25 protein-coding genes are annotated in these 25,847 nt (G+C 56.1%); 19 read left to right on the top strand and 6 right to left on the bottom strand.

Translation table 11 applies throughout. The features are described 5' to 3' along the window. The first annotated feature begins 319 nt into the window (after positions 1-319). From tnpA to ISF27_RS05270, 3 genes are all read left to right on the top strand, one after another. Positions 320-721: an IS200/IS605 family transposase gene (gene tnpA / locus ISF27_RS05260; protein WP_194609897.1), complete on the top strand. Its 402-nt coding sequence runs from the start codon at positions 320-322 to the stop codon at positions 719-721. 8 nt (positions 722-729) lie between these two features. Continuing rightward, positions 730-1,821: an IS200/IS605 family element RNA-guided endonuclease TnpB gene (tnpB, locus tag ISF27_RS05265; protein WP_194609898.1), complete on the top strand. Its 1,092-nt coding sequence runs from the start codon at positions 730-732 to the stop codon at positions 1,819-1,821. 123 nt (positions 1,822-1,944) lie between these two features. After that, positions 1,945-2,364, top strand: coding sequence for a hypothetical protein (locus ISF27_RS05270; RefSeq protein ID WP_207727394.1), 420 nt, complete (start codon positions 1,945-1,947; stop codon positions 2,362-2,364). Between the two features lie 415 nt (positions 2,365-2,779). Here the strand turns inward: ISF27_RS05270 and ISF27_RS05275 are convergent, their stop codons facing one another. Then, positions 2,780-3,715, bottom strand: coding sequence for a LysR family transcriptional regulator (locus tag ISF27_RS05275; protein WP_194609899.1), 936 nt, complete (start codon positions 3,713-3,715; stop codon positions 2,780-2,782). A 170-nt stretch (positions 3,716-3,885) separates the two neighbouring features. Here ISF27_RS05275 and ISF27_RS05280 point away from each other — a divergent pair, with 170 nt between their 5' ends. The 7 genes from ISF27_RS05280 (at position 3,886) to ISF27_RS05310 (ending at position 11,431) form a co-directional block, all read left to right on the top strand. Beyond that, positions 3,886-5,388: a UxaA family hydrolase gene (locus ISF27_RS05280; protein WP_194609900.1), complete on the top strand. Its 1,503-nt coding sequence runs from the start codon at positions 3,886-3,888 to the stop codon at positions 5,386-5,388. Between the two features lie 31 nt (positions 5,389-5,419). Then, positions 5,420-5,557, top strand: a complete 138-nt coding sequence (locus ISF27_RS05285; protein WP_194609901.1) for a hypothetical protein — start codon at positions 5,420-5,422, stop codon at positions 5,555-5,557. Then, on the top strand, positions 5,557-7,293 hold the full coding sequence (locus tag ISF27_RS05290) for an alpha/beta hydrolase family esterase (RefSeq protein WP_194609902.1): 1,737 nt from the start codon (positions 5,557-5,559) through the stop codon (positions 7,291-7,293). The genes ISF27_RS05285 and ISF27_RS05290 overlap by 1 nt, the downstream gene beginning before the upstream one ends. Before the next feature lie 144 nt (positions 7,294-7,437). Further along, entirely contained in the window at positions 7,438-7,869 is a 432-nt protein-coding gene (locus tag ISF27_RS05295; RefSeq protein WP_194609903.1) for an HIT family protein, read from the top strand. Positions 7,870-7,888: 19 nt separating this feature from the next. Beyond that, positions 7,889-9,604, top strand: coding sequence for an ABC-ATPase domain-containing protein (locus ISF27_RS05300; protein ID WP_194609904.1), 1,716 nt, complete (start codon positions 7,889-7,891; stop codon positions 9,602-9,604). A 25-nt stretch (positions 9,605-9,629) separates the two neighbouring features. Continuing rightward, a complete protein-coding gene (locus tag ISF27_RS05305) occupies positions 9,630-10,661 on the top strand; it encodes a sugar kinase (protein ID WP_194609905.1) in 1,032 nt (343 codons plus the stop codon). 131 nt (positions 10,662-10,792) lie between these two features. Next, positions 10,793-11,431 (top strand): RpiB/LacA/LacB family sugar-phosphate isomerase, encoded by a 639-nt coding sequence (locus ISF27_RS05310; protein ID WP_194609906.1) that lies wholly within the window; start codon positions 10,793-10,795, stop codon positions 11,429-11,431. A 102-nt stretch (positions 11,432-11,533) separates the two neighbouring features. On the opposite strand, the gene eda is transcribed toward ISF27_RS05310, so the two are convergent. Beyond that, positions 11,534-12,199 carry a bifunctional 4-hydroxy-2-oxoglutarate aldolase/2-dehydro-3-deoxy-phosphogluconate aldolase gene (gene eda / locus ISF27_RS05315; protein ID WP_194609907.1) on the bottom strand — a complete coding sequence of 222 codons (666 nt, stop codon included), beginning with the start codon at positions 12,197-12,199 and terminating at the stop codon, positions 11,534-11,536. 101 nt (positions 12,200-12,300) lie between these two features. Then, positions 12,301-13,398 (bottom strand): sugar kinase, encoded by a 1,098-nt coding sequence (locus ISF27_RS05320; protein ID WP_194609908.1) that lies wholly within the window; start codon positions 13,396-13,398, stop codon positions 12,301-12,303. Positions 13,399-13,752: 354 nt separating this feature from the next. Here ISF27_RS05320 and ISF27_RS05325 point away from each other — a divergent pair, with 354 nt between their 5' ends. The 3 genes from ISF27_RS05325 to ISF27_RS05335 are packed head-to-tail and all read left to right on the top strand — an operon-like array spanning position 13,753 to position 15,315. Then, positions 13,753-14,520 carry an IclR family transcriptional regulator gene (locus tag ISF27_RS05325; protein WP_194609909.1) on the top strand — a complete coding sequence of 256 codons (768 nt, stop codon included), beginning with the start codon at positions 13,753-13,755 and terminating at the stop codon, positions 14,518-14,520. 41 nt (positions 14,521-14,561) lie between these two features. Beyond that, the gene (locus tag ISF27_RS05330; protein ID WP_194609910.1) at positions 14,562-15,140 is read left to right on the top strand and encodes a hypothetical protein; all 579 of its coding nucleotides are present in this window, start codon (positions 14,562-14,564) and stop codon (positions 15,138-15,140) included. Beyond that, positions 15,094-15,315, top strand: a complete 222-nt coding sequence (locus ISF27_RS05335) for a hypothetical protein (RefSeq protein ID WP_194609911.1) — start codon at positions 15,094-15,096, stop codon at positions 15,313-15,315. Before ISF27_RS05330 ends, ISF27_RS05335 begins: the two co-directional genes overlap by 47 nt. Positions 15,316-15,497: 182 nt before the next feature. On the opposite strand, the gene ISF27_RS05340 is transcribed toward ISF27_RS05335, so the two are convergent. Together ISF27_RS05340 and ISF27_RS05345 are read right to left on the bottom strand one after the other, a co-directional pair. Then, the gene (locus tag ISF27_RS05340) at positions 15,498-16,358 is read right to left on the bottom strand and encodes an isocitrate lyase/PEP mutase family protein (protein WP_194609912.1); all 861 of its coding nucleotides are present in this window, start codon (positions 16,356-16,358) and stop codon (positions 15,498-15,500) included. A 245-nt stretch (positions 16,359-16,603) separates the two neighbouring features. Then, positions 16,604-17,536, bottom strand: a complete 933-nt coding sequence (locus ISF27_RS05345) for a hydroxymethylglutaryl-CoA lyase (protein ID WP_194609914.1) — start codon at positions 17,534-17,536, stop codon at positions 16,604-16,606. Positions 17,537-17,746: 210 nt separating this feature from the next. Between ISF27_RS05345 and ISF27_RS05350 the strand changes: the two genes are divergently transcribed. The 5 genes from ISF27_RS05350 (at position 17,747) to ISF27_RS05370 (ending at position 23,753) form a co-directional block, all read left to right on the top strand. After that, on the top strand, positions 17,747-18,640 hold the full coding sequence (locus ISF27_RS05350; protein ID WP_194609916.1) for a LysR family transcriptional regulator: 894 nt from the start codon (positions 17,747-17,749) through the stop codon (positions 18,638-18,640). A gap of 187 nt (positions 18,641-18,827) precedes the next feature. Continuing rightward, positions 18,828-20,282 (top strand): aldehyde dehydrogenase family protein, encoded by a 1,455-nt coding sequence (locus tag ISF27_RS05355; protein ID WP_194609918.1) that lies wholly within the window; start codon positions 18,828-18,830, stop codon positions 20,280-20,282. A gap of 209 nt (positions 20,283-20,491) precedes the next feature. Then, entirely contained in the window at positions 20,492-21,325 is an 834-nt protein-coding gene (locus ISF27_RS05360) for an AAA family ATPase (RefSeq protein ID WP_194609920.1), read from the top strand. Then, positions 21,315-22,499, top strand: coding sequence for a VWA domain-containing protein (locus ISF27_RS05365; RefSeq protein ID WP_194609922.1), 1,185 nt, complete (start codon positions 21,315-21,317; stop codon positions 22,497-22,499). Before ISF27_RS05360 ends, ISF27_RS05365 begins: the two co-directional genes overlap by 11 nt. Before the next feature lie 138 nt (positions 22,500-22,637). Beyond that, positions 22,638-23,753 carry a 3-dehydroquinate synthase gene (locus tag ISF27_RS05370; RefSeq protein WP_194609924.1) on the top strand — a complete coding sequence of 372 codons (1,116 nt, stop codon included), beginning with the start codon at positions 22,638-22,640 and terminating at the stop codon, positions 23,751-23,753. 81 nt (positions 23,754-23,834) lie between these two features. Here the strand turns inward: ISF27_RS05370 and ISF27_RS05375 are convergent, their stop codons facing one another. After that, a complete protein-coding gene (locus tag ISF27_RS05375) occupies positions 23,835-24,614 on the bottom strand; it encodes a glycerophosphodiester phosphodiesterase (RefSeq protein ID WP_194609926.1) in 780 nt (259 codons plus the stop codon). 387 nt (positions 24,615-25,001) lie between these two features. Between ISF27_RS05375 and ISF27_RS05380 the strand changes: the two genes are divergently transcribed. Next, entirely contained in the window at positions 25,002-25,841 is an 840-nt protein-coding gene (locus tag ISF27_RS05380; protein ID WP_194609928.1) for a sugar phosphate isomerase/epimerase family protein, read from the top strand. The last annotated feature ends 6 nt before the right edge of the window (positions 25,842-25,847 follow it).

A 25,847-nucleotide genomic window follows, 5' to 3' on the forward strand; every position in this document is an offset into this window, starting at 1 on the left:
GCAAAAATGTCATATGAAGTGTTGATGATCGGGATCAATACCAGGATATGTGGTGCCTGAAAGAGTGCTATGTCTCAGGCTGCCCGGAGTTTTTGCAGACATCCGAATTATGTTGATTGTGGAGATTTTCATTATACCTAAGAGATGAGCTCTTGGCTCTTTTATTTTTTCAATTTACACCATTATAAGGGCATTATCGGAATTATAACCCATGTGGGCGAGAAAACCCACAGTTTCAACCGTGAGGATGATAGCCCACCTCTTTACTTTTTGTAGATAATATATTGAACAATATCTACAAATGTGCTACTATATATTTATGAAGAATGAATATAAACATACAAAAACAACTGTATCATTGATTAACTACCATTTTGTATTTTGTCCTCGATACCGCAGAAAAATATTTAATATCCAGGGTGTTGAGGAAAGATTTAAAGAACTTACTACTGCTGAATGTGAAAAACAAGGTATTGAGATCCTTGCTCTGGAATGTCATATAGACCATGTACATATTTTCGTCAGTGTACTGCCAACTATGTCCATTCCAAACATAATGAAGCAGATTAAGGGCTGTACTTCACTTCAATTAAGGGAAGAATTTCCACAGCTTAAAGCAATGCCGAGTCTTTGGACTCGAAACTATTTTGTAAGTACAGCAGGCAATGTAAGTTCCGAAACTATTCAGTGGTATGTAGATACCCAAAAAACAAGACCGTAGGTGTAAGCATGAACAAAGGTGTTAAGTTTAGGGCGTATCCCAATAAGGAACAACAAAACTTAATAAACCGAACACTCGGATGTTGCAGGCTCATCTACAACAAAGGCCTTGCTATGCGTAACGATGCCTATTCCAATGACGAAAAGATTGGCTATAACCAAACGTCTGCTATGCTCACAGACCTTAAAAAGCAGGCTGACTTTGCTTTCCTGAAGGACGTTGATTCTATTGCACTCCAGCAGTCTTTGAGGGATTTAGACCGTGGATTTAAAAATTTCTTTGAGAAACGTGCAAGACATCCGCAGTTCAAAAGTAAGCATAATAACCACCAGTCATACAGAACCATCAATCAGGGCGATAACATCCGCATAATCGGGAAGTATATTAAGCTCCCGAAGCTCGGGTATGTCAAAATCAAACAGTCCATGGAAGTCGGGCATATCAATAATGTCACGGTAGAGCATACTTCTACGGGTAAATACTTTGTAGTTCTGAATGTTGACTTTGAGCCAGAGTTTCGACCAAATGCAGGCTGCATGATTGGCATTGATGTCGGCATAAAGGAGTTTTACTCCGACAGCAACGGCAATGTCGTCAATAACCCTAAGTATTTAGAGAAGTCAATGCGTAAACTCGCCAGAGAACAACGCAGGCTTTCTCGTAAGCAAAAAGGCTCTAATAATCGCAATAGACAGCGTGTTAAGGTAGCCAAAGTCCATGAAAAGATAACGAATCAGCGTAACGATTTCCTTCAAAAACAGTCAACGATACTTGTTAGCGAAAACCAAACGATCTGTATCGAAGACCTGAATGTAAAAGGAATGATTCGCAATCATAAACTTGCACAACACATAGCAAGCTGTTCATGGTCTAAGTTCTTTGCAATGCTTGAATACAAGGCTACATGGTACGGAAATGACATAATCAAAGTACCTACTATGTATCCAAGCAGTCAGACATGCAGTTGTTGTGGGTATAAGAACCCGTTTGTAAAGAATCTCTCTATCAGAGAATGGGAATGTCCTAATTGTCACGCAAAACACGATAGAGACACCAACGCAAGCATAAACATCTTAAATAAAGGGCTGTCAATAGCCTGACATATATAAAATACCGTAGGGCATACGGGAATTTACGCTTGTGGACACTGTGTAAGACGAGCCGACAAGGTAACTTGTTAGGAACGCAGTAGTGGCTGAAGCAAGAATCCCACGACTTTAGTCGTGTGGGGTGTCAACGGAACGCCGATTTATCTGGGCAGGCCAACCAGCCGGTATTTTGCACTTATGGAACGGCTTCATTTCTGCGCTCTTTCTTATGATGATTACAGCAATTATTTTAAGGGAAAAGTGAATGTCTGTATGTTTGTGACCATGAATGCCACCAGAGAGTTTTATGACACGCTATATAAAGAAAAATTTGAAGCCTATGCGGAGGAATTCAAACAGTTGAATGGAGAGGTGTATCTGTGCCCGTGTTTTAATACACTGCAGGTGGCGGATTATTCGAAATTCAATATGGCTGGCTTTGACGAGGGGGAGAAGAAGAAAGCCCATGAAGAGTTGTTCCCTGCAGATGTGCAGAAGGCTTTTGATATGGGAATGAAGCTTAGCCAGAGCGGACACCCGGCAGCAGTAAGATAGAAGCTGCCGCCGGCGGTTGGACGAATCAGTGGAGAGATCATCGGACATCCATCGGAAATAGAATCAAGATTGTCTGATGCAGGCAGGGGAAATTGTAAATCTGCATATCTATCGCACTTCACTGATGATTTTGCTCTTGGAATCCCTTTGCACATCCCGTCCTTGACAGGCTTGTCACAGGTTTGTCATCGGCGGGATTTTTCTGTTTAAGTCCAGCCGTAAGGCGTGACCGGGCACATGCTGGCCTGTATGGCAGGCGTGCTCAAGTGACGTCAGCAAGAATGAGCAAGAGGCTGAGACAGTGAATCAGAGGACATTGGAAGAGATGACGCGGAACTCCTGAAAGCCGACACGGCGTTGCAGATGATATTCTTCAGGAGCGCGGCCCCCGGAAGCGGTGCAGCGCCCTGAAGCTTTACAGGGAGTGGGCACAGCAATCCACAAAAGCCCGGACAGCCTTCGAGGTGTATTTTCGGTTGGGGAGCAGCATATAGAACATCCTGTCTGTCAGCCCGGAATCCAGCTTATAGTAATACAGGCTGTCGTCGCTGTGGACGACGAGCCGGTCGCTGATAAACGCAGCCCCCATCGCCGCGTTCGCGAGATGATAGGCGGTGACCAGCTGGGACAGCTCCAGGCGCACTTTTGGAGAAAAGCCGGCTTCCTCAAACAGGCGCTTTGCCCGGTCGCGGAGGTTATTGCCGGGATTCAGCAGGATAAATTCCAGGGAGCGGAAGGCATCCAGCGTCACACAGGGGCAATCCGGCTGCAGGTGGCGCTTGTTCGCAATATCATCCGCGCAAAGGCACCTGTCCATAAGCCCGGCGTTAATCTTGAAGGATTTGGGAACCGCCAGCAGGATGTGGTCCTCGAAGGCAGGGTACCGCTCGAAGCCCTCCATGAACTGAGGATTACAGTTGAAGGTGATATCGACTTCCCTCCGGCTCAGCATCTGGGACAGGACCGCGGAGCTGGACTCCACAAGGTCGATTTTGACCCGGGGATGCCTTCGGGCGAAGGCGGACAAAATCCCCGGCAGGATATACGCGTTAATGTAATGAGAGCCGCCGATCCGGACGGAACCGGTATTTACCTCCCGGATGTCCTGCATCTGCTGCTGCAGTTCCTGCTCCAGATCGCGGGTGTTCCGGACAAACTGGATGTAGGCTTCCCCGGCGGGCGTCAGGCGCATCGGCCGCACGCTCCGGTCAAAGATCGGCATCCCCAGGGAATCCTCGACCTTTCGGACAGCCATGCTCAGGGCGGGCTGCGTCAGAAAGAGATCCTCCGCCGCTTTGCTGAAACTCTTTTCCTGGTAGACACGGTAGACGTATTCCATCTCTGCCTGCATGATGAGCCTCCATTTTTTTGTGAAACTTAGACAAAAATCGCTGCCCTGATTGTACATTATCAGTATAAGCTTATCAATATATAAAATCCATAAAATAGACTTTATGAATTGTGCATGATAGACTAAAGCCGGAAAGAGACCGAAGGATTCCGAAAAAAGGAGGATTTTCCATGGAAATCAATGCTTTGCTGATGGGGCTTGGCGACAATGTGGTTACTTGTATCGCGGACATTCCCAAGGGCGGAACCGTTACCTACCGCAAGGGGGAGAGCGTGTGCTCCCTGACCGCTGAGGAGGACATTCCCTACTGCCACAAGATCGCGCTGGAGGACATTCCCGAGGGCGGCGAGGTGATCAAGTATAATGAATCCCTGGGCAAAACATCGGAGGCGGTCGCCAAAGGGCACTGGGTGTCGCATCACAATCTGTTCAGCGTTCCCCGGGATTATGACAGCGAGATGGCCGATGTGAAGACCGCGGAGCTGCCGGCGGCGGCCAAAACCGGCGATGGCATGCAGTTCTGGGGCTATCGGAGGGCTGAGGGGCGTCCCGGCATCCGCAACCATGTGCTGATCCTTCCCACCTGTGCCTGCGGCAGCGAAACCGCACGGATCATCGCCAGCCAGGTCAAGGGCGCGGTGAACATTATCTTTAACACCGGATGTTCTGACGTCCAGGCCAATACCGAGATGAGCCAGAAGGTTCTCACGGGCTTTGCGTGCAATCCCAACGTCTGGGGTGTCGTCATCATCGGCCTGGGCTGTGAGGCCGTTCCCCACGACAAGCTGCGCGCGAAAATCCAGTCGATGACCTCCAAGCCTGTGGTTTCCTTCGGCATTCAGGAGGAGGGCGGCACGCTCAAGACCATCGAAAAGGGCGTCCGCGCCGCCAGGGAAATGGCGATGCAGGCGGCCAGACAGCAGAAAGAGCTGTTTGACATCTCCGAGCTGTATCTTGGGATCGAGTGCGGCGGTAGCGACGCAACCTCCGGGATCGCCAGCAACCCCGCCACCGGCGAATTGAGCGACCTTCTGGTGGATATGGGCGCGACAACCCTCATGTCCGAGTCTATCGAGTGGATCGGCGGCGAGCATGTCCTGGCCAAGCGTGCCGCGACACCGGAGATCCACAGGCAGATCATCCAGGTCTGCAAGGACTATGAAGCCCACCTGATGGCAGCAGGGCAGGATTGCCGTGCCGGCCAGCCCACGCCCGGCAATAAGGCCGGCGGCCTGTCCACGCTGGATGAAAAGAGCCTTGGCTGTATCCGCAAGGGCGGTACCCGTCCCATCGTCGAGGTGCTGGAGCAGGCGGTGCGTCCGACCAGGCGCGGCGCCCTGGTTATGGACACCGCGGGCTATGATATTTCTTCCGTGACCTCTATGGTGGCTTCCGGCTGCCAGGCGGTCATCTTCACCACAGGGCGCGGCACCTGCACCGGCAATGCCATTGCCCCCGTTCTCAAGGTCACGGCTAATGGCCGCACTTATCAGAGGATGGAGGACAATATGGATATTGACCTCAGTCCCATTGTCCGCGGGGAAAAGACCTACCAGGAGATGGGCAGGGAAATGCTGCAGGACATCCAGGATATCTGCAATGGCAGGCTGACCAAGGCGGAGGCTTACGGCTTCTCCGATATCGCGGTGGATCATGTCTGCCGGTTCGTGTAATGACCGTCGGGAGCCGATAGAAAGGAATTACATGAAATCCCTGTATAAAAAATGGGCGGATATGAAGCTGTTCACCAAAATCATGAATATTGTCGGTGATGCTGCTGCCGCCCCGGTTGTCGCGAAGAGCGAAGGAGAACTCTATTCGGTTGAGCAGGAGGCAGACTGATGTTGGAGGTAAAATCATTCCCTATAGATCTTTCCCATATCGAAATTGACCGGAACAAGCTCAATGCGTGCCTGTTTACCGGGCTCTATGAGGAAACCACTGATGTTGGCGGGAAATCCCGCAGGTTCTACACCTATCTGAAACCCGGGCTGAGTTACGCGCGCCCCTGCGTGTTCGTGGTTCCGGATGATCGACAGGATACCCTTACATATCTGGAGAACAGTTTCTGGATGGATTTTGCGGAGAAAGCGGATGTATTTCTTTTCGTCCTGACCCCGGAAAATGGCAGGTGGAATCTGGACGGCTCGGACGCCGAGTATATCAACCGCGTCTATATGCAGGTGCAGTCCCGCCGCTACTATGTAACCATCCAGGATACCATGTACGCTGCCGGCATCGGCGCCGGCGCCGTGGTCGCCCAGCAGGCGGCTATGAAGATGACCAGCGAATGGGCAGGTCTTGCCACCTTTGGCGACCTGGGCGCCGAGGCGATGCGCAATGCGAATGCCGTCCACAATCGCGAGGATACCGGGCGCACGGAGATGGCGATTGTCGGCGCCAAGGCGCCGCTCCCCGTGTGGATGTTCTGGAGCGGGAATACGGGGGCAAATGCCGAGGCCTGCGCCTACTGGAAGCGGCAGAATCAGGTGGATCCGGAGCGCTATCAGAATGCCGACGCGGATGAAATCTATTTTCCAGCCACCGTTTGGAAAAAGAGCCTGCTGAACGAACAGCCGCTCAGCGAGGTCCGCATCACGAATGGCTTTCACGGGGAGGTGACGGCAGGAATCTGGGCGCCCGTCTGGAAATTTTTAAAGAGGGCGTTCCGGTACCGCAGCAGGGGAAAGATGCTCCGCCGCCGGAGGGAACCGGGGGACTACGGCCTCGAAGTTCATTCCCTCTGGCATGACGGGTTTCAGCGTTTCTGGTACGAATATGTGCCCGACAGCGTCAAGGAGAGCAAGGAGCCTGTCCCGCTGGTCACGGCGCAGCATGCCAGGGGGAGCAGCGCGGAATTCTTCATCTCCCTCTCCGACGTGACCGCCATCGCCGAAGAACGCGGGTTTATCGCGGTATTTCCGCAAGCCTCCTGCTATCAGCAGAAGCCGGGGGGAATCCCCAATATCCCGCTGTGGAACGGCAGCTGCCAGGGAAAGGATTTTGACGACACCGGCTTTATCCTGAAGATGATCGCGGATGTCAAGTCCAGGCGCAGCATTGACAGTTCACGGGTCTATGCCCTGGGCCAGTCCAGCGGCGCCATGATGACCTCCGCGCTCGGCCTTTCGGCTTCCGGGGAGTTCGCCGCGGTGGCATGCAGCTCCGCCCTGATCGACCCGGAGCGCGAGGTGCCGCAGCCGGAAGCTATTGATCCCGCGGTGCCCTACCTCTTTTTGTTCGGGGAGAACGACTGGCTGGTCGCCGGCAAGGATGGCGGAGAGCTGGAATTTGGCTGCAATCCGGACATCGCCAGATTCGTCCGGCGGCTGATGGCGCTGTATCATCTGGATCCCAGGCCGATGGAATACTCCAGCGGGGAGATTCACTTTTATGTGTACCGCAACAGCCGGAAGGTGCCTATGCTGACGGTCGGCAGGATCGCCGATATGTCCCACGCGATTTATCCCAGGGAAACGTGGCTCATGTATGATGAGTTTATGAGCAGGTTCTCCCGCCGGGAAGACGGTACGCTGCTGTACATGGGCGAACCCGCCTTATCTGAGAGAGGACATTGAGAGATATGCAGTGGAACTTCCGTTGAAGAAGGGATTCATTTTTTAAAGCCCTGACAAGATCACGCAAATTATGGTAAACTGTTCCCTGTACCGATTGAATTCCGGCACCTCCCGTGCCGGATTATTGCGTATGGAGGCAGAAAAATGGAAACTGAACACAAAGATTGTTCCTACTGTGCGGAGGGAGAGCTGCTCGCGGCATTTGGCGTAAAGATCTGCGAGCTCCCGATGTCCAAGGTGATCCTGTTTAAAGAGCAGAGCCATCCGGGGCGCGTGATCGTTGCCTGCAAGCGGCATGTCGATGACATCACAAGCTTAACCCGGGAGGAGCGCGCACAGTACATTGAGGATATCAATAAGGCCGCGGTCTGCATCCACAAGCTGTTCCATCCGGATAAAATCAATTTCGGCGCCTATGGGGACACCATGCATCACCTCCATGTGCACCTCGTTCCCAAGTATAAGGACCAGGCGGAGTGGGGGGATGTCTTTGCGATGAATCCCCATCACGTAGAGCCGTCGGCGGAGGAGCTGGAGGCACTGGTGGAAAAGTTCCGCAAGGAACTGGAAGCGTGACGGGCGGCCAGAGGAGATCATGAAAACACAGGAGGAACTGCTCCGCACACTCCGGAGCATTGACCATCGGGGGTATCCGGCCTACAAATCCCTCACCGGAAGCTATGATTTCGGCCGGTATGTCCTGCATATCGTCCATGTGCAGGGCGATCCCTTCGCCTCGCCGTCGGAGCTGGAAGTCTCCGTCAGGGCGGAGGATGCGCGCTGGCCGGAGGCGGCCTGCGGAAAATATGAGACCCGCGTCGCCCTGCAGGACATGATTTTAAGAAGGTTCAGCATAAGGCTTGGCGCCGTGTCCGGAAAGGCCGGCGGATCGGGGAAGAGCGGCACGATGAGCGCCAGCCGTCCGGGGCAGGAGATCCTGGATCGGAGCGCCTGCCAGCTGGGAAAAACGGGCGGTGTGACGCTGCGCTTTACGGCAGGCTTTCCGGCGGCCGGCAGGACGGTGCTCGCAGGGGAGCTCACGAAAATGCTCTTTCATCTCCTTCCGGATGTCGTCCTGGGCTCCGCCTATGCGGGCGCGTGGCAGAAAGAAACGGTCCGGGGCGTTCTTGACCTGGCGGAGGACCAGGCATTTCTCCGGGGAGAGCTGGAACGGCTGTCGCTGTGCGCGTTTGTTGCGGACGGCGCGGTGCTTCCCCGGGAGAGCGGCATATCCCAAAGGCCGCTTCAGGGCGCGCTGCCGTTCCGCTCCCCTAAGGAGGATCGGATCACGCTGGAACTTCCCCACCGCGGAAGAATCAGCGGCATGGCGGTCAGGCGGGGCGTCACGCTCATCATCGGCGGCGGCTATCATGGGAAATCCACGCTCCTGAAAGCGCTCGAGCGGGGCGTCTACAATCATATCGCGGGGGACGGGAGAGAGTATGTCGTCACCGATGAAACCGCGGTCAAGGTTCGGGCGGAGGACGGCCGCTGTGTCCACGGCGACGATATTTCCCTGTTCATCAACCGGCTGCCTGACGGCAAGGATACGACGGCGTTTTTTACGGAAAATGCAAGCGGCAGCACCTCCCAGGCGGCTTCCGTGGTGGAAGCCATGGAGTGCGGGGCGCGGACGTTGCTGATGGATGAGGACACCTGCGCGACGAACTTTATGGTGCGGGATGCGCTGATGCAGAAAATCGTCGCGGAAGACCAGGAGCCGATCACGCCATTTTCCGACAGGATGCGCGCGCTCTACGGGAAAGCCGGGATCAGCACGATCCTGGTGGCGGGCAGCTCCGGCGCGTTTTTTGCCAAGGCGGACACGGTCATCCAGATGGACCGGTACGAGCCGAAGGATGTGACCGGAAAGGTCCGGGAGCTTGTCCCATTTAAAGAGGAAAAAACCGGTGCTCCGGGATCCCTGATTCCGGACCAGCGGAGGCGGTTCCCGCGTCCCGGCAGTGATTTTGACGAGCACCGTGGCCGCGTCAAGCACAAAAACCTGGGCACCGACGGCTTTATGATCGGGCGCGGGGAGACAGACCTCAGGCTTGTGGAGCAGCTGGCGGACCGGGAGCAGAGCGAGTGCCTGGCGAGGACATTTTTGCTGATGGCGAAGGGCATGATGGACGGGAAAAAGAATGTCGCCGCGCTTGCCCATGGCTATGAGCAGAAGTTTCGGACCGAGGGGTTCGGGATGTATGCCGAAAATGGCCATGTCGCCGGGAATCTGGCGAAGCCGCGGAAGGAAGAGCTCGCGGCAGCGATCAGCCGGTGCCGGGGACTGATCTGGCGCGAGCTGCGGTGAATGCGTTACTGGAGGTATCTGAACAATGAATGACAAGCGGGAATTTGATCTTCTGACCTTCGGAGAGGTCATGCTGCGCCTTTCGCCGCAGGGATATGAGCGAATGTCCAACTGCCAGGTTTTCGACAAGCGGGCAGGCGGATCCGAGTTTAATGTTGCGGCGGGCAGCTGCCTTCTGGGGATCCGGACGGGGGTCATCACCAAGATTCCGGACAATGATCTCGGCAAATACATCAAGAACGAGATCCGTTTCGAGGGAGTTTCGGATGATTATCTGATTTATGATAAGACCTCGGACGCCAGGCTTGGCGTTTACTACTATGAGGCGGGCGCCGCGCCGAGAAGGCCGACGATCGTCTACGACCGGAGAAATTCCTCCTTTACCACCATTTCCCTGGAGGAAATCCCGGAAGATGTCTATGCCAGCACAAGGATGTTCCACACGAGCGGGATTACCCTGGCGCTCTGCAAGAACACCAGGCGGGTTGCGACGGAGATGATCCGCCGGTTCAAGGAAGCCGGCGCACAGATCTCCTTCGACTGCAATTATCGTGCCAATCTCTGGAGCGAGGAAGAGGCGAGGGAGGCAATTTACGCGATTCTTCCCTATGTGGATATCCTCTTTGTCTCGGAGGAGACAAGCCACCGCATGATGCAGCGGGGAGATGGGGATCTGCGGGAGATCATGAAGGGATACACGGAGGATTTCCCGAATATCCGGTATGTCTGCACGACAGAGCGGACAGTGATCAGCCCGAAGAAGCACGATTTCACCTCGATGATCTACAGCAAGGCGTCGGACAGCTTCTATACCGAGAAGCCGTACAAGGACATCGATGTCGTTGACCGGATCGGCTCCGGCGACGCGTACTGCGCAGGCGTCCTGTACGGCCTGCTCCGCTACGGCGACGCCCGGAAGGCGCTGGAATACGGCGATGCCACCTCGAGCACGAAGAATACGGTGCCCGGCGACCTCCCGTCCAGCGACCTGGAGGAGATTGACCGGATTATCCGTAATCATAAGGCGACCGGCCATGTCGAGGAACTGAACCGGTAATCCGGCTGATCCGCGGGGATGAAATGGCGTCCCTGCGCGCGGAAATGGATTTGTTGTTTTTTGCGTCGGGATATTTGGCGGCCGGTTCCGGATGGGACCGGGTCGCTTTGCAGAGAGGAAAGGAGAAAACTATGAGAATTGCCCTGATCAATGAGAATTCCCAGGCGGCCAAGAACGGAGTCATCTACAAGGCCCTGAAGAAGGTGGCCGATGAGAAAGGGTTTGAGGTTGTCAATTACGGGATGTATACCGCCGAGGACAAGGCGCAGCTGACCTATGTACAGAACGGGATTCTGGCGGCGACCCTGCTCAATTCCGGGGCAGCAGACTTCGTTGTGACCGGCTGCGGAACCGGAGAGGGCGCCATGCTGGCGCTCAACAGCTTCCCGGGCGTCATCTGCGGGCACATCGAGACACCGCTGGATGCATTTACCTTTGCCCAGATCAATGACGGCAATGCCGTCGCGCTTCCGTTCGCGCTCGGCTTCGGCTGGGGCGGAGACCTCAACCTGGAATACATCTTCGAGAAGCTCTGGAGCAAGCCGTTCGGCGGCGGATATCCGCCGGAAAGGCAGGAGCCGGAGCAGAGGAACAAGAAGATCCTGGACGGCGTCCGCGCCGCGGGATTTAAGCCGCTGCCGGAAATCCTGCGTTCTCTGGACAGGGATCTCGTGAAGGGCGCTTTTGCCGGCGAACATTTTGAGGAATATTTTAACCGCGACTGCAGGGACGAATCCTACAAGGCGCTGGTGAAGGAGCTCACGGCGTAAGAGAGGGCGGCCGGGGAATGTCCGGTTCCTGATCAGAAAAGAAAAAGGAGCTTCCGCACGGAATACCATGCGGAAGCTCCTTTTTCTTTTCAGCGGATAAGCTTAAGCCTGCTCAGCGTGGATCTTCTCCACGATCTCGTGAGCTTCCTTAACCTTAGCCTCGATCTCATCGAACTTGCCGGCGTCAATGAGGGCACCTTTAACCATCCAGGAACCGCCTGCGCAGAAGATCTTGGGATCCTTCAGGTACTCAACAACGTTCTCCGCGTTGATTCCGCCGGTCGGCATGAACTTCAGGTTAACCAGGGCAGCGCCGATGGCCTTGATCTTCTTGAGGCCGCCGTTGAGCTCAGCCGGGAAGAACTTGACATGGTCAAGACCCTGGCGGATGCAGCCCATCATCTCAGAAGCGGTAGCGGTGCCCGGGCATACGCAGATGTCCTTCTTCAGGCAGTAGTCGACGATCTCCGGATCATAGCCGCAGGAAACGATGAACTTCGCGCCGGCATTGACCGCGCGGTCAACCTGGTCCTTGGTCAGGACAGTGCCTGCGCCGACGAGCATATCCGGATACTTCTCCGCCATGATGCGGATGGACTCCTCAGCGGCATCGGTGCGGAACGTAACCTCAGCAGCCGGAAGGCCGCCCTTCATCAGCGCGTCAGCCAGCGGAGCCGCGTTCTTCGCGTCGTTGAGAACAACAACCGGGATAATGCCGATTTCGTGAAATTTGTCCAGAACAGCCTGAACCTTCGGTGAATTTGCCATTTTCTTCTCCTTTATCCGGCCTGCCGGGACAAACCGGCAGGCCATTGCCCATTCGGGAACTGAAATTTTATTGCCAGATCAGAACAGCTGCCGGCCGGCGATCAGCGCTTAACTCTTGCGCCAGCGCCGCCCATCAGGCCTTCTACCTCGTCCAGGGAAGCCATGGAGGTATCGCCCGGGGTGGTCATCGCCAGAGCGCCGTGTGCGGCACCATAGTTGACTGCCTTCTCCGGATCCTGATAGGTCATGAGGCCATAGACAAGGCCGGAAGCGAAGGAATCGCCGCCGCCGACACGATCCATGATCTCGAGGCCGTTGTACTCCTTGGACTGGTAAATCTGGCCGTCAGCCCAGCAGATGGCCTTCCAGTCATTGACGGTTGCCGTCTTCACGGTGCGCAGCGTGGTCGCGATCGCCTTGAAGTTCGGATAAACCTCAGCGGCATGGTCGATCATCTTCTTGTAGCCGTCGATGTTGAGCTTCTTCAGGCTGGCATCCTGGCCCTCGATCTTCAGGCCGAGGCAGGCGGTGAAGTCTTCCTCGTTGCCGATCATGACATCGACGTACTTCGCGATCTCCTTGTTGACTTCCTGGCACTTCTCCAGGCCGCCGATTGCGGACCACATGGACGGACGGTAGTTCAGGTCGTAGGAAACGATCGTGCCGTACTTCTTCGCGGTCTTGATCGCGTCGATGACGGTCTGGCAGGACTGCTCGGAGAGGGCAGCATAGATGCCGCCGGTGTGCAGCCAGCGAACGCCGAGCTCGCCGAAGATGTGCTCGAAGTTCAGCTCCTCGGGCGTTGCCTGGGAAATGGCCGTGTTAAATCTGTCGGAGCAGCCGACAGCGCCGCGGACACCGAAGCCTCTCTCGGTGAAGTTGATTCCGTTGCGGCAGATGCGGCCGATACCGTCGGTCTTCTTCCAGTAGATCAGGGCGGTATCCACACCGCCCTGCTCGATGAAGTCTTTCATCAGCTTGCCGACTTCGTTGTCCGCGAAGGCGGTGATGACAGCGGTGTTCAGGCCGAAGCACTTGTGCAGGCCGCGGATAACATTATACTCGCCGCCGCCTTCCCAGGCGCGGAAGCTTCTCGCGGTCTTGATGCGGCCTTCGCCCGGATCAAGACGCAGCATTACCTCGCCGAGAGATACGGCATCATACTTGCAGTCCTTGCGGTCTCTTAACTTTAAATCCATCTGTTTATCCTCCATGTGGGATGAGAAACTTGCTCCTTTTGCGGAGCGCCAACCGTTTGCTTGAAAGTTTCATAATGCGAAATAAGATTTCACATTGCGGTCTCTAAGTCCTATTATAGGTTTGACAGGGTCCTTGTCAAGCGCAAGATCGGAAAAACTTGGAAAATCCCTTGAAATTCCGCAATGATTTCCGTCATGCGGAGGACTTCCCTACTTGAAAGTTGTTCCGCGATACGATATGATATTTCATATAGTGAAACAATAATCAGGAAAATCCCGCTGTCTGGCGGCAGGATTTCCCTGGGGGATATCAAAGGGGAAAATGCCGCCGTGCGGCAGCACCGGGGAGCAATCATGGCAGAAGACAAGAATCCGATTCAGGTAGCAGGCAGACTGTTCAGCGCGCTGGAGTACCTTGCCGATCACGGGCAGACCGGGCTGACGGAACTTGCCGCGAATATTCAGCTGAACAAGAGTACGGCTCACCGGGTGGTGGCTTCTCTGGAATATATGGGATATGTACGGCAGAATCCGGAGAACGGCAAATATGAGCCGACCTTCAAGCTCGCTGATCTGGCGAACCGGATTATGGAGCGCGTGGATATTATCCAGACGATCCGCCCGCATCTGCAGAAGCTGATGGAGATGTGCGGGGAGACAGTGCACCTGGTCAAGCGCGAGGGCGCGGAAGTCGTCTACATTGACAAGGTCGAATCTTACGGGAACAATGTGCGCATGGTTTCCTACGTGGGCAAGCGCATGCCGTTCTACCGCTCGGCGGTCGGCAAGGCGCTGGCAGCCAACATGACTGAGGAGGAGGTGCGCGCCCTCTGGGACCGCTCCGCCATCGAGCGGACCACGCCCTACACCATCACCAATTATGAGGATTTTCTGGAGGCGCTGGACGATGTCCGCCACAAGGGATATGCCCTGGACAATGAGGAAAATGAGCAGGGCGTGCGCTGCATCGCTGTCGCGCTTGACATCTCCGGGGACAACAAGACCTATGCCTTCAGCATTTCCGTCCCCGTCTCCCGCATGGACAATGACCGGATCAAGAAATTTTCCGGGTATCTCAACGAGGTGAGGGAGGAGATCGATACCGAGCTGTCCAGGGGGTGAATAAGTGAATTTCTAAGACAGGAGTCACGGAAGGATTGGCCATGGGAATCATTGTTCTGGCGGGGTGTATGCTCATCCTGATCATTTTGTGTTTTGCCGGCCATTTTCGGCTGAAAAGCCCGGTGCTCCGGATGCTTCTCGGGCTCATCGGCGGCCTGCTGGCGGCAGTGCTCTGCATTTGCCTGGTTTTTGCCTATGCTTTGCTCTGGCAGGTGTCAACGATCGATGCCGCGACGTCACCGGATGGGAACTACCGGGTGGTGTTTCAGGAAATTGGGGAACCGCTGTTTTTTGGAGCTTCGGACTGCCGCCTCAAGCTAAAACAGGGAATGCGGACGATCGCGCAGTGTTCATTTCCTCTTGCCAATGACGGGAAGAGGATCGATCCGGATAACTGGGTCGTGACCTGGGAAGATGACCATGTCCAGGTTGTGATCAGCGGAGAAGAACAGGGAGACAGGCGCTATGACATGTATTTTGACGGGCGGACAGAGGGCAGCGGGCAGATCGGGGTGGAAGATATGCCGCGGTTCCGGTGCGGAGCTGGCCTGAAGAAGAGAGAGGGGAATCAAGATGATGAGCTTATTGATCGTTATCCTGTTTGCGGCAATTCTGTTTAAGGTCACGGGATTGGTATTCCGTGTCATTGGAACACTGCTCGGCTGGGTTTTCGGCATATTCGGGTGGCTGCTTCTCGCGGCGCTCGCGGTGACGGTGTTCGGATTTGCGCTGATCGCCGTTCCGGTAATTCTGGTGGTGGGCTGCGTTGCTCTCATCATTGCGGCGGCTTCTTAAGCCGGAGGCGGAGTGATGGATGGGAGGGGAAGCAGGAAAATTCAGCCGATTCATACCTGCGGATGGCAGGCTGAGAAAATGGTGCCGATGCCAAAAGCCGGATGACCCCGTGGGATCATCCGGCTTTCTCTCAGGAAGGATTTTGTGAATTTTCCTCCGGCATCTGCTGGACCTGACAGAGATTATTTATCCAGGCCGTACTTCTTGCCCATCTCACGGATCCGGTCGACACCGATGAACTTCAGGTAGTCGTCGAATTCCATGAACTTGCCGTCATAGCCTTCGTCGGTCTCATTTTCCTTCAGGTATCTGAAGTAGTGGAGAATCGCGTAGGTCTGGGCGAAGAGCGAGCTCACCGGGAAGGTGATGATCTTGTAGCCGAGCTCGCCGCAGTCCTTCGCGGTCATCCCGTCGTTGATCCCCTTGTTCCGGTAGAGGCCAAGGTGGATCGGGCCGTTAACCCGCTTCGGCAGCTCCAGCAGCTCCTGCTTTGTCTTCGGGAGGATCTTGACCATGTCGGCGCCCGCGTCAAGGTAGGCGTTCGCGCGCTCGATCGCCTCCTCGTAGGGCGCGTCGGTGCGGGCGATGATCAGCATGTCCTCATCGGTTCTGGCATCAAGCGCGGCGTGAATCTTGCCGATCATTTCGTCCTGGGAAATGACCTCCGCGGGCTTGATGAACGGGCAGTTCGGCGGCTGCTTCTGATCCTCGATAAACAGGCCGGCAACCCCGGCGTTCTCATAGTCCTTGACGGCGCGGGCCACGTTCAGCGCGTTGCCGTATCCGCCCTCGCAGTCCGCGAGGATCGGTGTGCTCACGGCGCGGCACATGTTCTTCAGCATCGTGACCGTCTCATAGAGGGTCAGCAGGCCGGTGTCCGGCTCGCCGAGGATCACCCCGTGCATGCCATATCCGGTCGTGCCCATGACGTCGAAGCCGGTCGCCTCGATGGCCTTGGCGCTCAGGGCGTCATAGGCGCACGGGGCAACCAGGTATTTCCGCTCCCAGAGCAGTTTGCGAAGTCTCTTTCTTGCCTGACTCATGCGGTAGTCTCCTTTCTTTATCCGCGCAGGAACCGGCCCGGCAGGGATTATCCCTGTTTTCCCTCTTTACAGGAACCGCCCGGTCGGAACCGACCCTGTTTTTTTCCCCTTGCAGGAACCCGCCCGGCGGGGCTGTTCCTGTTTCTTTCCTATCCCAGTTTAGGAGAAAATGGCGCGGCTGTCTAATACAAAGCTTGGATAAGAGGGATAATGAATCCTCTATCGCGCATTTCCCGGCAGGGAAATCAGTCTGCCTTCATCTTCTCGATCAGGTCGCTGGAGAGGCCGGCACGGAGAATGTAGCTCTCGCCGTCCTTGCCCAGGTACTGGAGCAGGCTTCTCGAGGCGGCCATCAGCTTCCGCACATCGATGCCGGTCTCGACACCGCTCTCCTCGCACATATTGACGACATCCTCGGAGCTCACGTTGCCCGCGGCATTCGGGACGAACGGGCAGCCGCCGAGGCCGCCGAAGGAGGAGTCGAACTGGGTCATGCCGGCCTGCATCGCGGAGAGGATGTTCGCGAGGGCATTTCCCCGGGTGTTGTGGAAGTGCAGCCACCACGCTGCCTCCGGATATTTTTCACGGACATGGGAGCAGATCTCGTACACCTGGGCGGGAACGGCCATGCCGGAGGTGTCGGAGAGGGAAATCTCCCTGATCCCCACGTTCAGGTAGGCCTCGATGATCGCGTCGATCTGCTCCTGCGGGATTTTGCCGTCCCACGGGGAGCCGAAGGGCATCGAGATGGAGCCGGATACGGCGATGCCTGCCGCGTCCGCCGCGCTCACGCACTCCGCGAAGCCGGCGACACTCTCTTCGGGGGTCATGTTCAGGTTCTTCAGGTTGTGCTCGCGGCTGGCGGAGACGTTGAGCTTCACCTTCTTGCAGCCGCAGTCGATGGCGCGCGTAACGCCGCGGAGATTCGGGATGAGGGCGCGCATCTCGACGCCGGGATATTTGCCCTGGATGGCCTTGTAGATTTCGTCCGTGTCTGCCATCTGCGGCATTTTCTTCGGGTGCATGAAGGAGCCGACCTCAATGACCTTGAAGCCAGCGCCCACCAGCTGGTCAAGGAGCTCCAGCTTCTTGTCTGTCGGGACGATCTGCTTTTCGTTCTGAAGGCCGTCACGAAGGCCGACTTCGCAGATGGTCACCTTTTTGGGCAGGTTAAACATAAAATTGCCTCCTTAGTCTGGAAAATTGTGCGGATTTCTGCATTCTGCCTTGATTTTAGAGCATGGGAAGCCGGCAATCAACCGGATTCTTCTCATCCATTCATCGATTCTATCGATAGATCGCACGCTTCGCGGTGCTGTGGCAAATGCCCCTGCTCTATGTTAAAATAGGGAGGAGAAAACGCTAATCTAAGGAAGAGGGAGAGACCAATGACATTATTACAGCTGCAGTATTTCAAGGCGCTCGCCCACATGCTGCATTATACAAAGACGGCAGAGGAGCTGCATATTTCCCAGCCGAGCCTGAGCTACGCGATCAGCGGGCTCGAGGATGAGCTTGGGGTGAAGCTCTTTGAGAAGAAAAACCGGAAAAACCAGCTGACGCTCTACGGAGAGCAGTTCCTGCCCTATGTCGAGCAGGCCATCCGCTCACTGGAGGAGGGGCGCGTGGTTCTTGAGCGGATGAAGGGCGACATGACGCAGGTCGTCCGGCTCGGGTATTTTCAGAGCCTGTCCGCGTCGCTGATCCCGTCGATCATCGAGGGCTTCTACGGGGAGGAAGAAAACCGGATGATCCGCTTTGACTTCACGGAGGAGCCGTCCTTCGATATTTTTGAAAAAATTCACAACGGCGTCCTGGACATGGGTTTCACGCTCCACCAGGGCGACTGGGCAGACCAGGCCTGCGTCCTGCGGCAGCCGCTCTACCTCGCGGTGCCGGCGGATCATCATCTCGCCCGGCGCAAGTCGGTGACCTTCGCGGATTTTGCCCGGGAGCCGCTGATCCTTCTCGAGCGGTCGAGCACGCTCAGGAAGCAGATGGACCTGCGCTACGCGGAACTCGGGGAAGTGCCGAACCTGGTTTTTGAGGTCCGGGAATGCAACACCGCTCTGCAGTATGTCAGCCTGAAATTCGGCCTCGCCGTCGTCCCGCAGACGAGCAGCGTGGACAGCAGCAAGGTTGCCCTGATTCCGATCTCCGAGAAGGATGAGGAGTATGTCCGCTCGGTCTATCTGACGAGAAACCGGGCGCATGTGCTCTCCCCGTCCGCCCAGAAAGTCTGGGAGTACATTGTGAAGAATTTCGGCATCGCCGGAAAATAACAGCTTCCTGCGGGCAGCAGACGGTCATATTATACAAAAACCTTCCGGACAAAACCGTGAAATAGAGAAAACTCTATAATTCTGATCGCAAACACTGATTTGCCTTTCGCCAATCTGTATATTACAATGGGTACAGTTGATGAGACGGGCAACGGCCCGCGGACAGTGAGAAAGGAAGGAAAACATTATGCCGCATGAAGTAACCGCAGAAGAAATTGCGATGCTTGATGAAAAAGTTAGACGTGCCAGAATTGCTGCCGCTGAGATTGCAACCTATGATCAGCAGCGCGTAGACAGGCTCTGCCAGGCTGTTACTGCCGCTGTAGCGAACGCGACAACATGGGCTGAGCTGTGCGACGAGGCTGTTGACGAGACCAGACTCGGCGACAAGGTAACCAAGAGAAATAAGAGGACGAAGCTGAAGCTGATTCTTCGCGAGTGCATGAGACAGAAGTCTGTCGGCATGATCGAGTATGATCCGGTCAAGGGAATTTCCAAGTATGCGAAGCCGGTCGGCGTGATCTGCTCCCTGGTTCCGACAACCAATCCGTGCCTTACTCCCGCAGGACAGGTTATTTACGCCATCAAGGCAAGGGACGTCATCATCTGCTCCCCGCATCCGAGGGCAAAGGTTGTCACCAACAAGTGCATCGACATCATCCGTGACGCCCTGGTTAAGGAAGGCGCTCCGGCGGATATCATCCAGGGTATCGAGAAGCCGAGCATCACGCTCACCCAGGAACTGATGAAGAAGTGCGACCTGGTGATCGCGACCGGCGGCAGACCGATGGTGAAGTCCGCATATTCCTCCGGTGTTCCGGCTTATGGTTCGGGTGCCGGCAACGCTACCGTAATCTATGATGATACCTGCAACACTCCTGAGTTCCAGAGACAGGCTGCGGAGAACACCAGAATCTCCAAGTGCGCGGACTTCGGCTCCGGCTGCTCCTGCGACGGCAACCTGGTGATCGCTTCCTCCGTATATGACGGCTGTGTAAAGGCTCTCCAGGATCAGGGCGGCTATCTGATCACCGACAAGGCCGATGAGAAGAAGATCATGGACGTTCTCTGGGATGAGACCGGCCACCGTCTTCCGGACACGGTAGCCATCGCTCCGCAGAGAATCGGCGAGCTGGCTGGTGTTGAGATCCCGGCTGATGCGAAGTTTATCATGATCACCGGCGGCGGCATGGAGGCGATCGGCGCAGACCACTTCTTCAGCAAGGAGAAGCTGACCACCCTGCTGACCCTGTTCAAGTATGATGACAGCGATTTCCAGAACGCTATCGACATGGTTCTGAAGATCTTTGACGAGGCTGGCGGCAAGGGCCACAGCTGCGGTATCTATTCCTGGAACGACCAGCACATCGATGCTCTCGCCTGCGTAGCGCCGGTTTCCCGTATGATGGTTCGCCAGCCGAACAACAAGGGCAACTCCGGTTCCCCGTTCAACGGCATGCCGCCGACATCTTCCATGAGCTGCGGCACCTGGGGCGGCAACATCATCACCGAGAACATCACACTGAAGCACTACATGAACATCACCTGGGTAGCAAGACCGATTATGGAAGACCTTCCGTCCTCCAAGGCTCTGCTCGGTGACTTCTATGATCCGAACTTTGATGTTGAGCTGAAGAAGTAATTCTTCTTTCCCCTGAGAATTGAACAATGTGACAGGCCGCAAGGCAATTCATCCTGCCTATTGACATCCTCCGCGGAGATGCCGCCCTCGCACTTGGTGCGGGGACGGCATCTCCCATTTGCGTAGATGCCGTTTTTCGGGCATTCTCCCGGCATGCGGAGCTGCGGACAGGGACTTTTTGCTTTGCCGCCCGGAAAAGGAGCAGAAAAATGAACAAACCGACTTTCCGCGGGAGTGCCGGGTATGTCGCTTCCCGCGCACTGATGGATTCCGTCAACATTGCCATTGCCCTGGAGAAGCCGCTTCTCCTCAAGGGAGAGCCGGGCACGGGCAAGACCATGCTGGCCGAGTCCGTGGCGAAAGCCCTTGACGCGCCGCTCTATATCTGGAGCATCAAATCCACGACAAAGGCCCAGGACGGCCTCTATGTCTACGACGTTGTGCAGCGGCTCTACGACAGTCAGTTTGGCGAGGCTGGCGTGGACAATATCGAGAAGTATATCCACCTCGGGCAGGTCGGCGAGGCGTTCGAGGACGACCGGAGGAGTGTCCTTCTGATCGACGAGATCGACAAGGCGGACCTGGAATTCCCGAACGACCTTCTGTGGGAGCTCGACCGGATGGAATTCACCATTCCCCAGACCGGGGAGACCGTGAAGGCAAAGCACAGGCCGATCATCATCATCACCTCAAACGCCGAGAAGGAACTGCCGGACGCCTTTCTGCGCCGCTGCATTTTCCACTATATTGAGTTCCCGGACGAGCCGCTCATGCGGAACATTATCAGGGTGCATTTCCCGGATCTGGAGGACAAGCTGCTCGACCAGGCCCTGGCGGCCTTCTACTGGATCCGCAGCCTGCCGGCGGTCCGGAAGAAGCCGGCGACCAGCGAACTGATCGACTGGATCCGGGCACTCGGCTACAGCGGGATCCCGGAGGAGGATATTCTGGCGAAAATCCCGTTTGCCGGTGTCCTGCTCAAGAAAAATGAAGATCTGGACACCCTCGCCAAGGCGAAGGAGAGAAGAGAGAATGTTCACTGAGTTTTTTTATTTCCTCCGGGAATCCGGCCTCAAGGTTTCGTTGGACGAGTGGCTGCTTCTCTGCGAAGCCCTGGAAAAAGGGCTCGCGGGGGCGAGCTTTACCGGGTTTTACCATATCTGCAGGGCAGTCCTCATCAAGAACGAGACGGACTATGACAAGTTCGACCGGGCATTTCTCGAATATTTCCATCAGATCGGGGACGTCTCCGATCGGATCCCGGATGCCCTGCAGAAATGGCTCGATGAGCCGAAGTGGACGCCGCATAATTATGACGAGCTGATCGAGCAGCTGAACGAGCAGAACTCCCCCGAGGAGGTGGAGCGGATGCTCGCGGAGCGGATCGAGGAGCAGGAAAGTGAGCACAATGGGGGAAGCTACTGGGTCGGCACGGGAGGCATGTCCGTGTTCGGCAATGACGGCGGCTCCCCCTACGGGATCCGCGTCGGCGGCGAGGGACATTACCGCCGTGCGCTCCGGGTCGCCGGGGAGAGGCGTTTCCGGAACTTTACACTCGACCGCTCCCTCGAGACCCGGGATTTCCAGGTGGCTTTCCGCTATCTCCGGCAGTATTCCAGCCGGACTGATGAGGCGAAGACGGTGCTGAACGCGGAGAAAACCGCCGACCGGACCGCGGCGAACGGTGGCGTGCTGGATCTCGCCTGGGAGAGGCCGCGCCGGAACACGGTAAAGGTGCTCCTGCTCATGGATTCCGGCGGAAGCATGGACTATTACAGTTCCCTCTGCTCCGCGCTCTTCCGCGCGGTCAGCCGTTCCAACCGGTTCAAGGATCTGAAAACGTACTATTTTCATAACTGCGTCTACCAGTATCTCTACACGGAACCGGAATGTCGGATGGCGTCCGCTGTCCGGACGGAGGATATCCTTCGGACACTGGACTCTGAGTACAAGCTGATTATCGTGGGAGATGCCGAGATGGCACCCTACGAGCTGATGAGCCGCCGCTATGTTCCTTCCCCGGGCAAATCCGGCCTTGAGTGGATGCGCGAGGTGAGAGATCATTTTGACCACAGCGTCTGGCTGAATCCCAGCGGGGGTTCCGGATATTGGGAGGTTCCGGAGAGCTACACGGTCCTGAAAAATGAGTTTGACATGGTTGACCTTACCGTGGAAAATCTGGTCACCGCGATGAAGAAGCTGATTTCCGGCAGGTGAGCGCGGAGGCGGCCTCCGGTATGCCGGAGAAAACTGCTGCGGGCGGATTGATGAACTGTGCGCGGAAGTGATTGACATTTCCCCGGGGCGGTGTTAAGATTTCAATATCGCTTTAAAGCATTAAAGGAGAGGGCGCTTATGAAGAATGTCAAAGTCAATACGCAGATACCCTATGACGTCAAGGTCGGCTCCGGGATCCTTGGGCAGGCCGGAAAGTGGATCGCCGAGTGCGTGAGCGGGAAAAAGATTGCTCTTGTCGCGGACGCCCAGGCAATGGCGGAGTGCGGCGGTGTGCTGAAGGAAAGCCTGGCCGGTGCCGGCTTCACGGTGATCCCTGTGGAGGTCACGGAGAGTGAGGGGAAGACCGCGGAGGAGATGATGGAGGTTCTCCGCCGGATGGCAGACCGGCACATGACCCGCAGCGACGCGGTGGTCGCCCTCGGCGGCAGTGTCACCGGGAATGTCGCCGGCATGGCGGCGGCGCTCTACCAGCGCGGAATCTCCTGCATCCAGATCCCGACCACGCTGCTCTCGATGGTGGACTCCTCTGTTGGCGGGAAACTTGCGGTGGATATGCCCCAGGGCAAGAACATGATCGGCGTTGTCCGCCAGCCGGCGCTGGTGATCTGCGATGTCAGCCTCCTGCAGGATCTCCGGTCGGCGACGAACAAGGTCGGCTGGTCGGAGATCATCAAGACCGGAATGATCGGCAACCGGGATCTTCTGGATTTCCTGGCGGAATACCCGGAGGGTGACCGCCTGGAGGATGTGGTGGCGATGTGCGTCTCCCTGAAGGGCGCCATTGTCGCGAAGGATGAGGAGGATACCGGGGAGAGGATGATTCTCAATTTCGGGCACACGGCCGGCCACGCCATCGAGCGCCTGAGTGCGGGGAAGACCGGCCACGGCGAAGCGGTCGCCATCGGCATGGCGGTGATGACCCGGGCATTTGTCCGGAAAGGCACCTGCACAAAGGAGACCCGGACAATCCTCGAGGCCCTGCTGGATCACTACGGCCTGCCGAAGACCACGGAGTACACGGCGGAGCAGCTATTTGAGGCGGCGAAGTCCGATAAGAAGCGCCGCGATGACCGGATCACGCTGATTGTTCCCGAATTCCCCGGAAAATGTGTCCTTCGGGAGATGAATTTTGACGAACTTAGAGGGGTGTTCGAGCTCGGGCTCCCGGAGATGGAGAGCGGGGTCAAGCCGGCGGATCCTGACGAGAAGATCCGGATGGGTTCCCTGGGCTGAGCACGGCTCAGCCGGAAGCCCGGACGCAAAAAAAGCCCGCCCACAGGGGGGCGGGCTTTGTGTTTCCTGTTGGCGGTCCGGTCAGTCGCCGAAACCGCAGACGGACCAGCCGAGCGGCCATTCACCGTCTTCCTCCAGCTCATCGCGCACCTGGGAAACCAGGTCCGGGTAATTGCCGATGATGGAGGTGACGCCTGCCTGGAACATTTTCCGGATGTCTACCAGGCTGTTGACGGTCCAGCAGTTGACCTCCACATGCTGGGCGGCGAGCGCCTTCACGTTCTCCGGCGTGCAGCAGTGAAATTCCGGATGCCAGCACTCGAAGCCGTTGGCCTTCACATAGCCGGCGGGGTCGAGGAGCCAGGCGTGAATCAGGCACCCGCAGCGGATCTCCGGGCAGATAGCCTTCACCCGTTTCAGGGTGAAATGGTTGAAGGAGGAGATGACCGTGCGGCTTACCATGTCGAATTCTTTCAGGAGGTCGATGACCTTCTGCTCGATGCCCTCATACTCATAGACGCCGGTCTTGAGCTCAAGATTGATGGCAAGATCGGAAGGCTTCACCAGCTCAAGAAACTCGCGGAGCGTCATCATCTGCTGTGGCTCGCATTTTCCGGCATAAGTATAAGAAAGGTCAGCTTTCCTGAGCTCCTCAAGGGTGTAGTCCTTCACTGCGCCCGTCATATTTACGGCAGTGCGGTCCAGGGTTTCATCGTGGATGATGACCGGGACGCCGTCGGCGGACAGCTGGACATCCGTCTCGATGCCGTCGCATCCCTCGGTTTCGATCGCCTTGGTAAAGGCAAGGCGGGTGTTTTCCGGGTATTTTCCGGAGAATCCTCTGTGTGCGAAATTTAACATATTTGGCCTCTTTTCTTTATGATCAGCGGCCGGGAAAGCCGGCCTTTTTTCTCCCTGACCATTCTAACACCGGCGGGGGCCGCGCGCAAATGCTGAAAATTGCTGGATCGTTCAAGATCCTGCATCCAATTCCTGTTCGGCACATGCGGGGACTGAACAGAAACTGCATGTCTGCAGGGAAAATAGTCTGTCAGAAGCTGCCCCGGGGATCGTATCGACAGAAATAATTCATGAATTATTTCGATTGAAACATGGTTTATTTGCGTTAGATTATGTGAGAAAATCATAGTAAAATGGCAAATAGGAAGGGAAAAATTGATAGTTTTCACAAAGGAAAATATCCCGTAAAGGTTGAAAGAAAGATTAGTGCCTAAAGAGGGGGGTAAAATGGCCAGAAAATTTTCACTTGCCTATCTCACGATCCCGGGAACAACACCGGTTGACCAGATCCGGATCGCCAAAGAAAGCGGGTATGACTTTGTCAGCCTGCGCACGATCCCGATGCATCTGCCCGGAGAACCGGAATTTCTGCTGGATAAGGATCCGGTGCTTTTTGAGGCGACAAAGCGGGCGCTCAAGGAATATGATATGAAGCTCATGGATATCGAACTTGCCCGCATCCGTCCGGACCTCGACATCAACGAGTACGAGCCGGCCTTCGAGAAGGCGGCGGAGCTCGGCGGAACGGATGTCCTCGGCAGCGTGTGGACCCGCGACCGCGCGTACTACACTGAGCAGGTCGGAAAGGTTGCGGAGATGGCGAAGAAGTACGGCCTCCGCTACAACGTGGAGTTCCTCCCCTGGGCCGGTGTCCGCAATCTTCAGGAGGATATCACGCTGGTGGACGACGTTGATACGGACAACCTGTTTGTCATGGTCGACACCCTGCACGCCGGGCGCGCGGGTGTCACCGCGGACGAGCTCCGCAGGACGGACAAGAAATATTTCAACTTTATTCATCTCTGCGACGGGCCTGCCGGGCCGGATGGGGATGTCGTGCTCGACAATATCAAGGATGACCTGATGCTCTACACCGCCCGCGAGGCGAGATATTACCCGGGCGACGGCGATATCGACATCGCCGGCATGGTGAAGGCTCTTCCGGGGCTTCCACTTTCCATCGAGCTTCCGAACCTGGAGCACATTAAGATGTACGGAAATCATGGGCATGCCCAGCGCTGCCTTGAAAAGGCGAAGGCCTATTTCGCGGCAAACGGCGTTGATTGACCTGCC

Source organism: Clostridium vitabionis (assembly GCF_015351765.1).
Classification (GTDB): Bacteria; Bacillota; Clostridia; order Lachnospirales; family Lachnospiraceae; genus Clostridium_R; species Clostridium_R vitabionis.

Bases quoted from the DNA above. Each gene is read 5' to 3' on its own strand.
- ISF27_RS05280 (WP_194609900.1), top strand. From the start codon at position 3,886: ATGGAAATCAATGCTTTGCTGATGGGGCTTGGCGACAATGTGGTTACT.
- ISF27_RS05310 (WP_194609906.1), top strand. From the start codon at position 10,793: ATGAGAATTGCCCTGATCAATGAGAATTCCCAGGCGGCCAAGAACGGA.
- ISF27_RS05370 (WP_194609924.1), top strand. From the start codon at position 22,638: ATGAAGAATGTCAAAGTCAATACGCAGATACCCTATGACGTCAAGGTC.
- ISF27_RS05365 (WP_194609922.1), top strand. From the start codon at position 21,315: ATGTTCACTGAGTTTTTTTATTTCCTCCGGGAATCCGGCCTCAAGGTT.
- ISF27_RS05305 (WP_194609905.1), top strand. From the start codon at position 9,630: ATGAATGACAAGCGGGAATTTGATCTTCTGACCTTCGGAGAGGTCATG.
- ISF27_RS05330 (WP_194609910.1), top strand. From the start codon at position 14,562: ATGGGAATCATTGTTCTGGCGGGGTGTATGCTCATCCTGATCATTTTG.
- ISF27_RS05375 (WP_194609926.1), bottom strand. From the start codon at position 24,614: ATGTTAAATTTCGCACACAGAGGATTCTCCGGAAAATACCCGGAAAAC.
- ISF27_RS05295 (WP_194609903.1), top strand. From the start codon at position 7,438: ATGGAAACTGAACACAAAGATTGTTCCTACTGTGCGGAGGGAGAGCTG.
- ISF27_RS05275 (WP_194609899.1), bottom strand. From the start codon at position 3,715: ATGCAGGCAGAGATGGAATACGTCTACCGTGTCTACCAGGAAAAGAGT.
- ISF27_RS05325 (WP_194609909.1), top strand. From the start codon at position 13,753: ATGGCAGAAGACAAGAATCCGATTCAGGTAGCAGGCAGACTGTTCAGC.
- ISF27_RS05320 (WP_194609908.1), bottom strand. From the start codon at position 13,398: ATGGATTTAAAGTTAAGAGACCGCAAGGACTGCAAGTATGATGCCGTA.
- ISF27_RS05350 (WP_194609916.1), top strand. From the start codon at position 17,747: ATGACATTATTACAGCTGCAGTATTTCAAGGCGCTCGCCCACATGCTG.
- ISF27_RS05355 (WP_194609918.1), top strand. From the start codon at position 18,828: ATGCCGCATGAAGTAACCGCAGAAGAAATTGCGATGCTTGATGAAAAA.
- eda (WP_194609907.1), bottom strand. From the start codon at position 12,199: ATGGCAAATTCACCGAAGGTTCAGGCTGTTCTGGACAAATTTCACGAA.
- ISF27_RS05380 (WP_194609928.1), top strand. From the start codon at position 25,002: ATGGCCAGAAAATTTTCACTTGCCTATCTCACGATCCCGGGAACAACA.
- ISF27_RS05345 (WP_194609914.1), bottom strand. From the start codon at position 17,536: ATGTTTAACCTGCCCAAAAAGGTGACCATCTGCGAAGTCGGCCTTCGT.
- ISF27_RS05290 (WP_194609902.1), top strand. From the start codon at position 5,557: ATGTTGGAGGTAAAATCATTCCCTATAGATCTTTCCCATATCGAAATT.
- tnpB (WP_194609898.1), top strand. From the start codon at position 730: ATGAACAAAGGTGTTAAGTTTAGGGCGTATCCCAATAAGGAACAACAA.
- ISF27_RS05335 (WP_194609911.1), top strand. From the start codon at position 15,094: ATGATGAGCTTATTGATCGTTATCCTGTTTGCGGCAATTCTGTTTAAG.
- ISF27_RS05300 (WP_194609904.1), top strand. From the start codon at position 7,889: ATGAAAACACAGGAGGAACTGCTCCGCACACTCCGGAGCATTGACCAT.
- tnpA (WP_194609897.1), top strand. From the start codon at position 320: ATGAAGAATGAATATAAACATACAAAAACAACTGTATCATTGATTAAC.
- ISF27_RS05285 (WP_194609901.1), top strand. From the start codon at position 5,420: ATGAAATCCCTGTATAAAAAATGGGCGGATATGAAGCTGTTCACCAAA.
- ISF27_RS05340 (WP_194609912.1), bottom strand. From the start codon at position 16,358: ATGAGTCAGGCAAGAAAGAGACTTCGCAAACTGCTCTGGGAGCGGAAA.
- ISF27_RS05360 (WP_194609920.1), top strand. From the start codon at position 20,492: ATGAACAAACCGACTTTCCGCGGGAGTGCCGGGTATGTCGCTTCCCGC.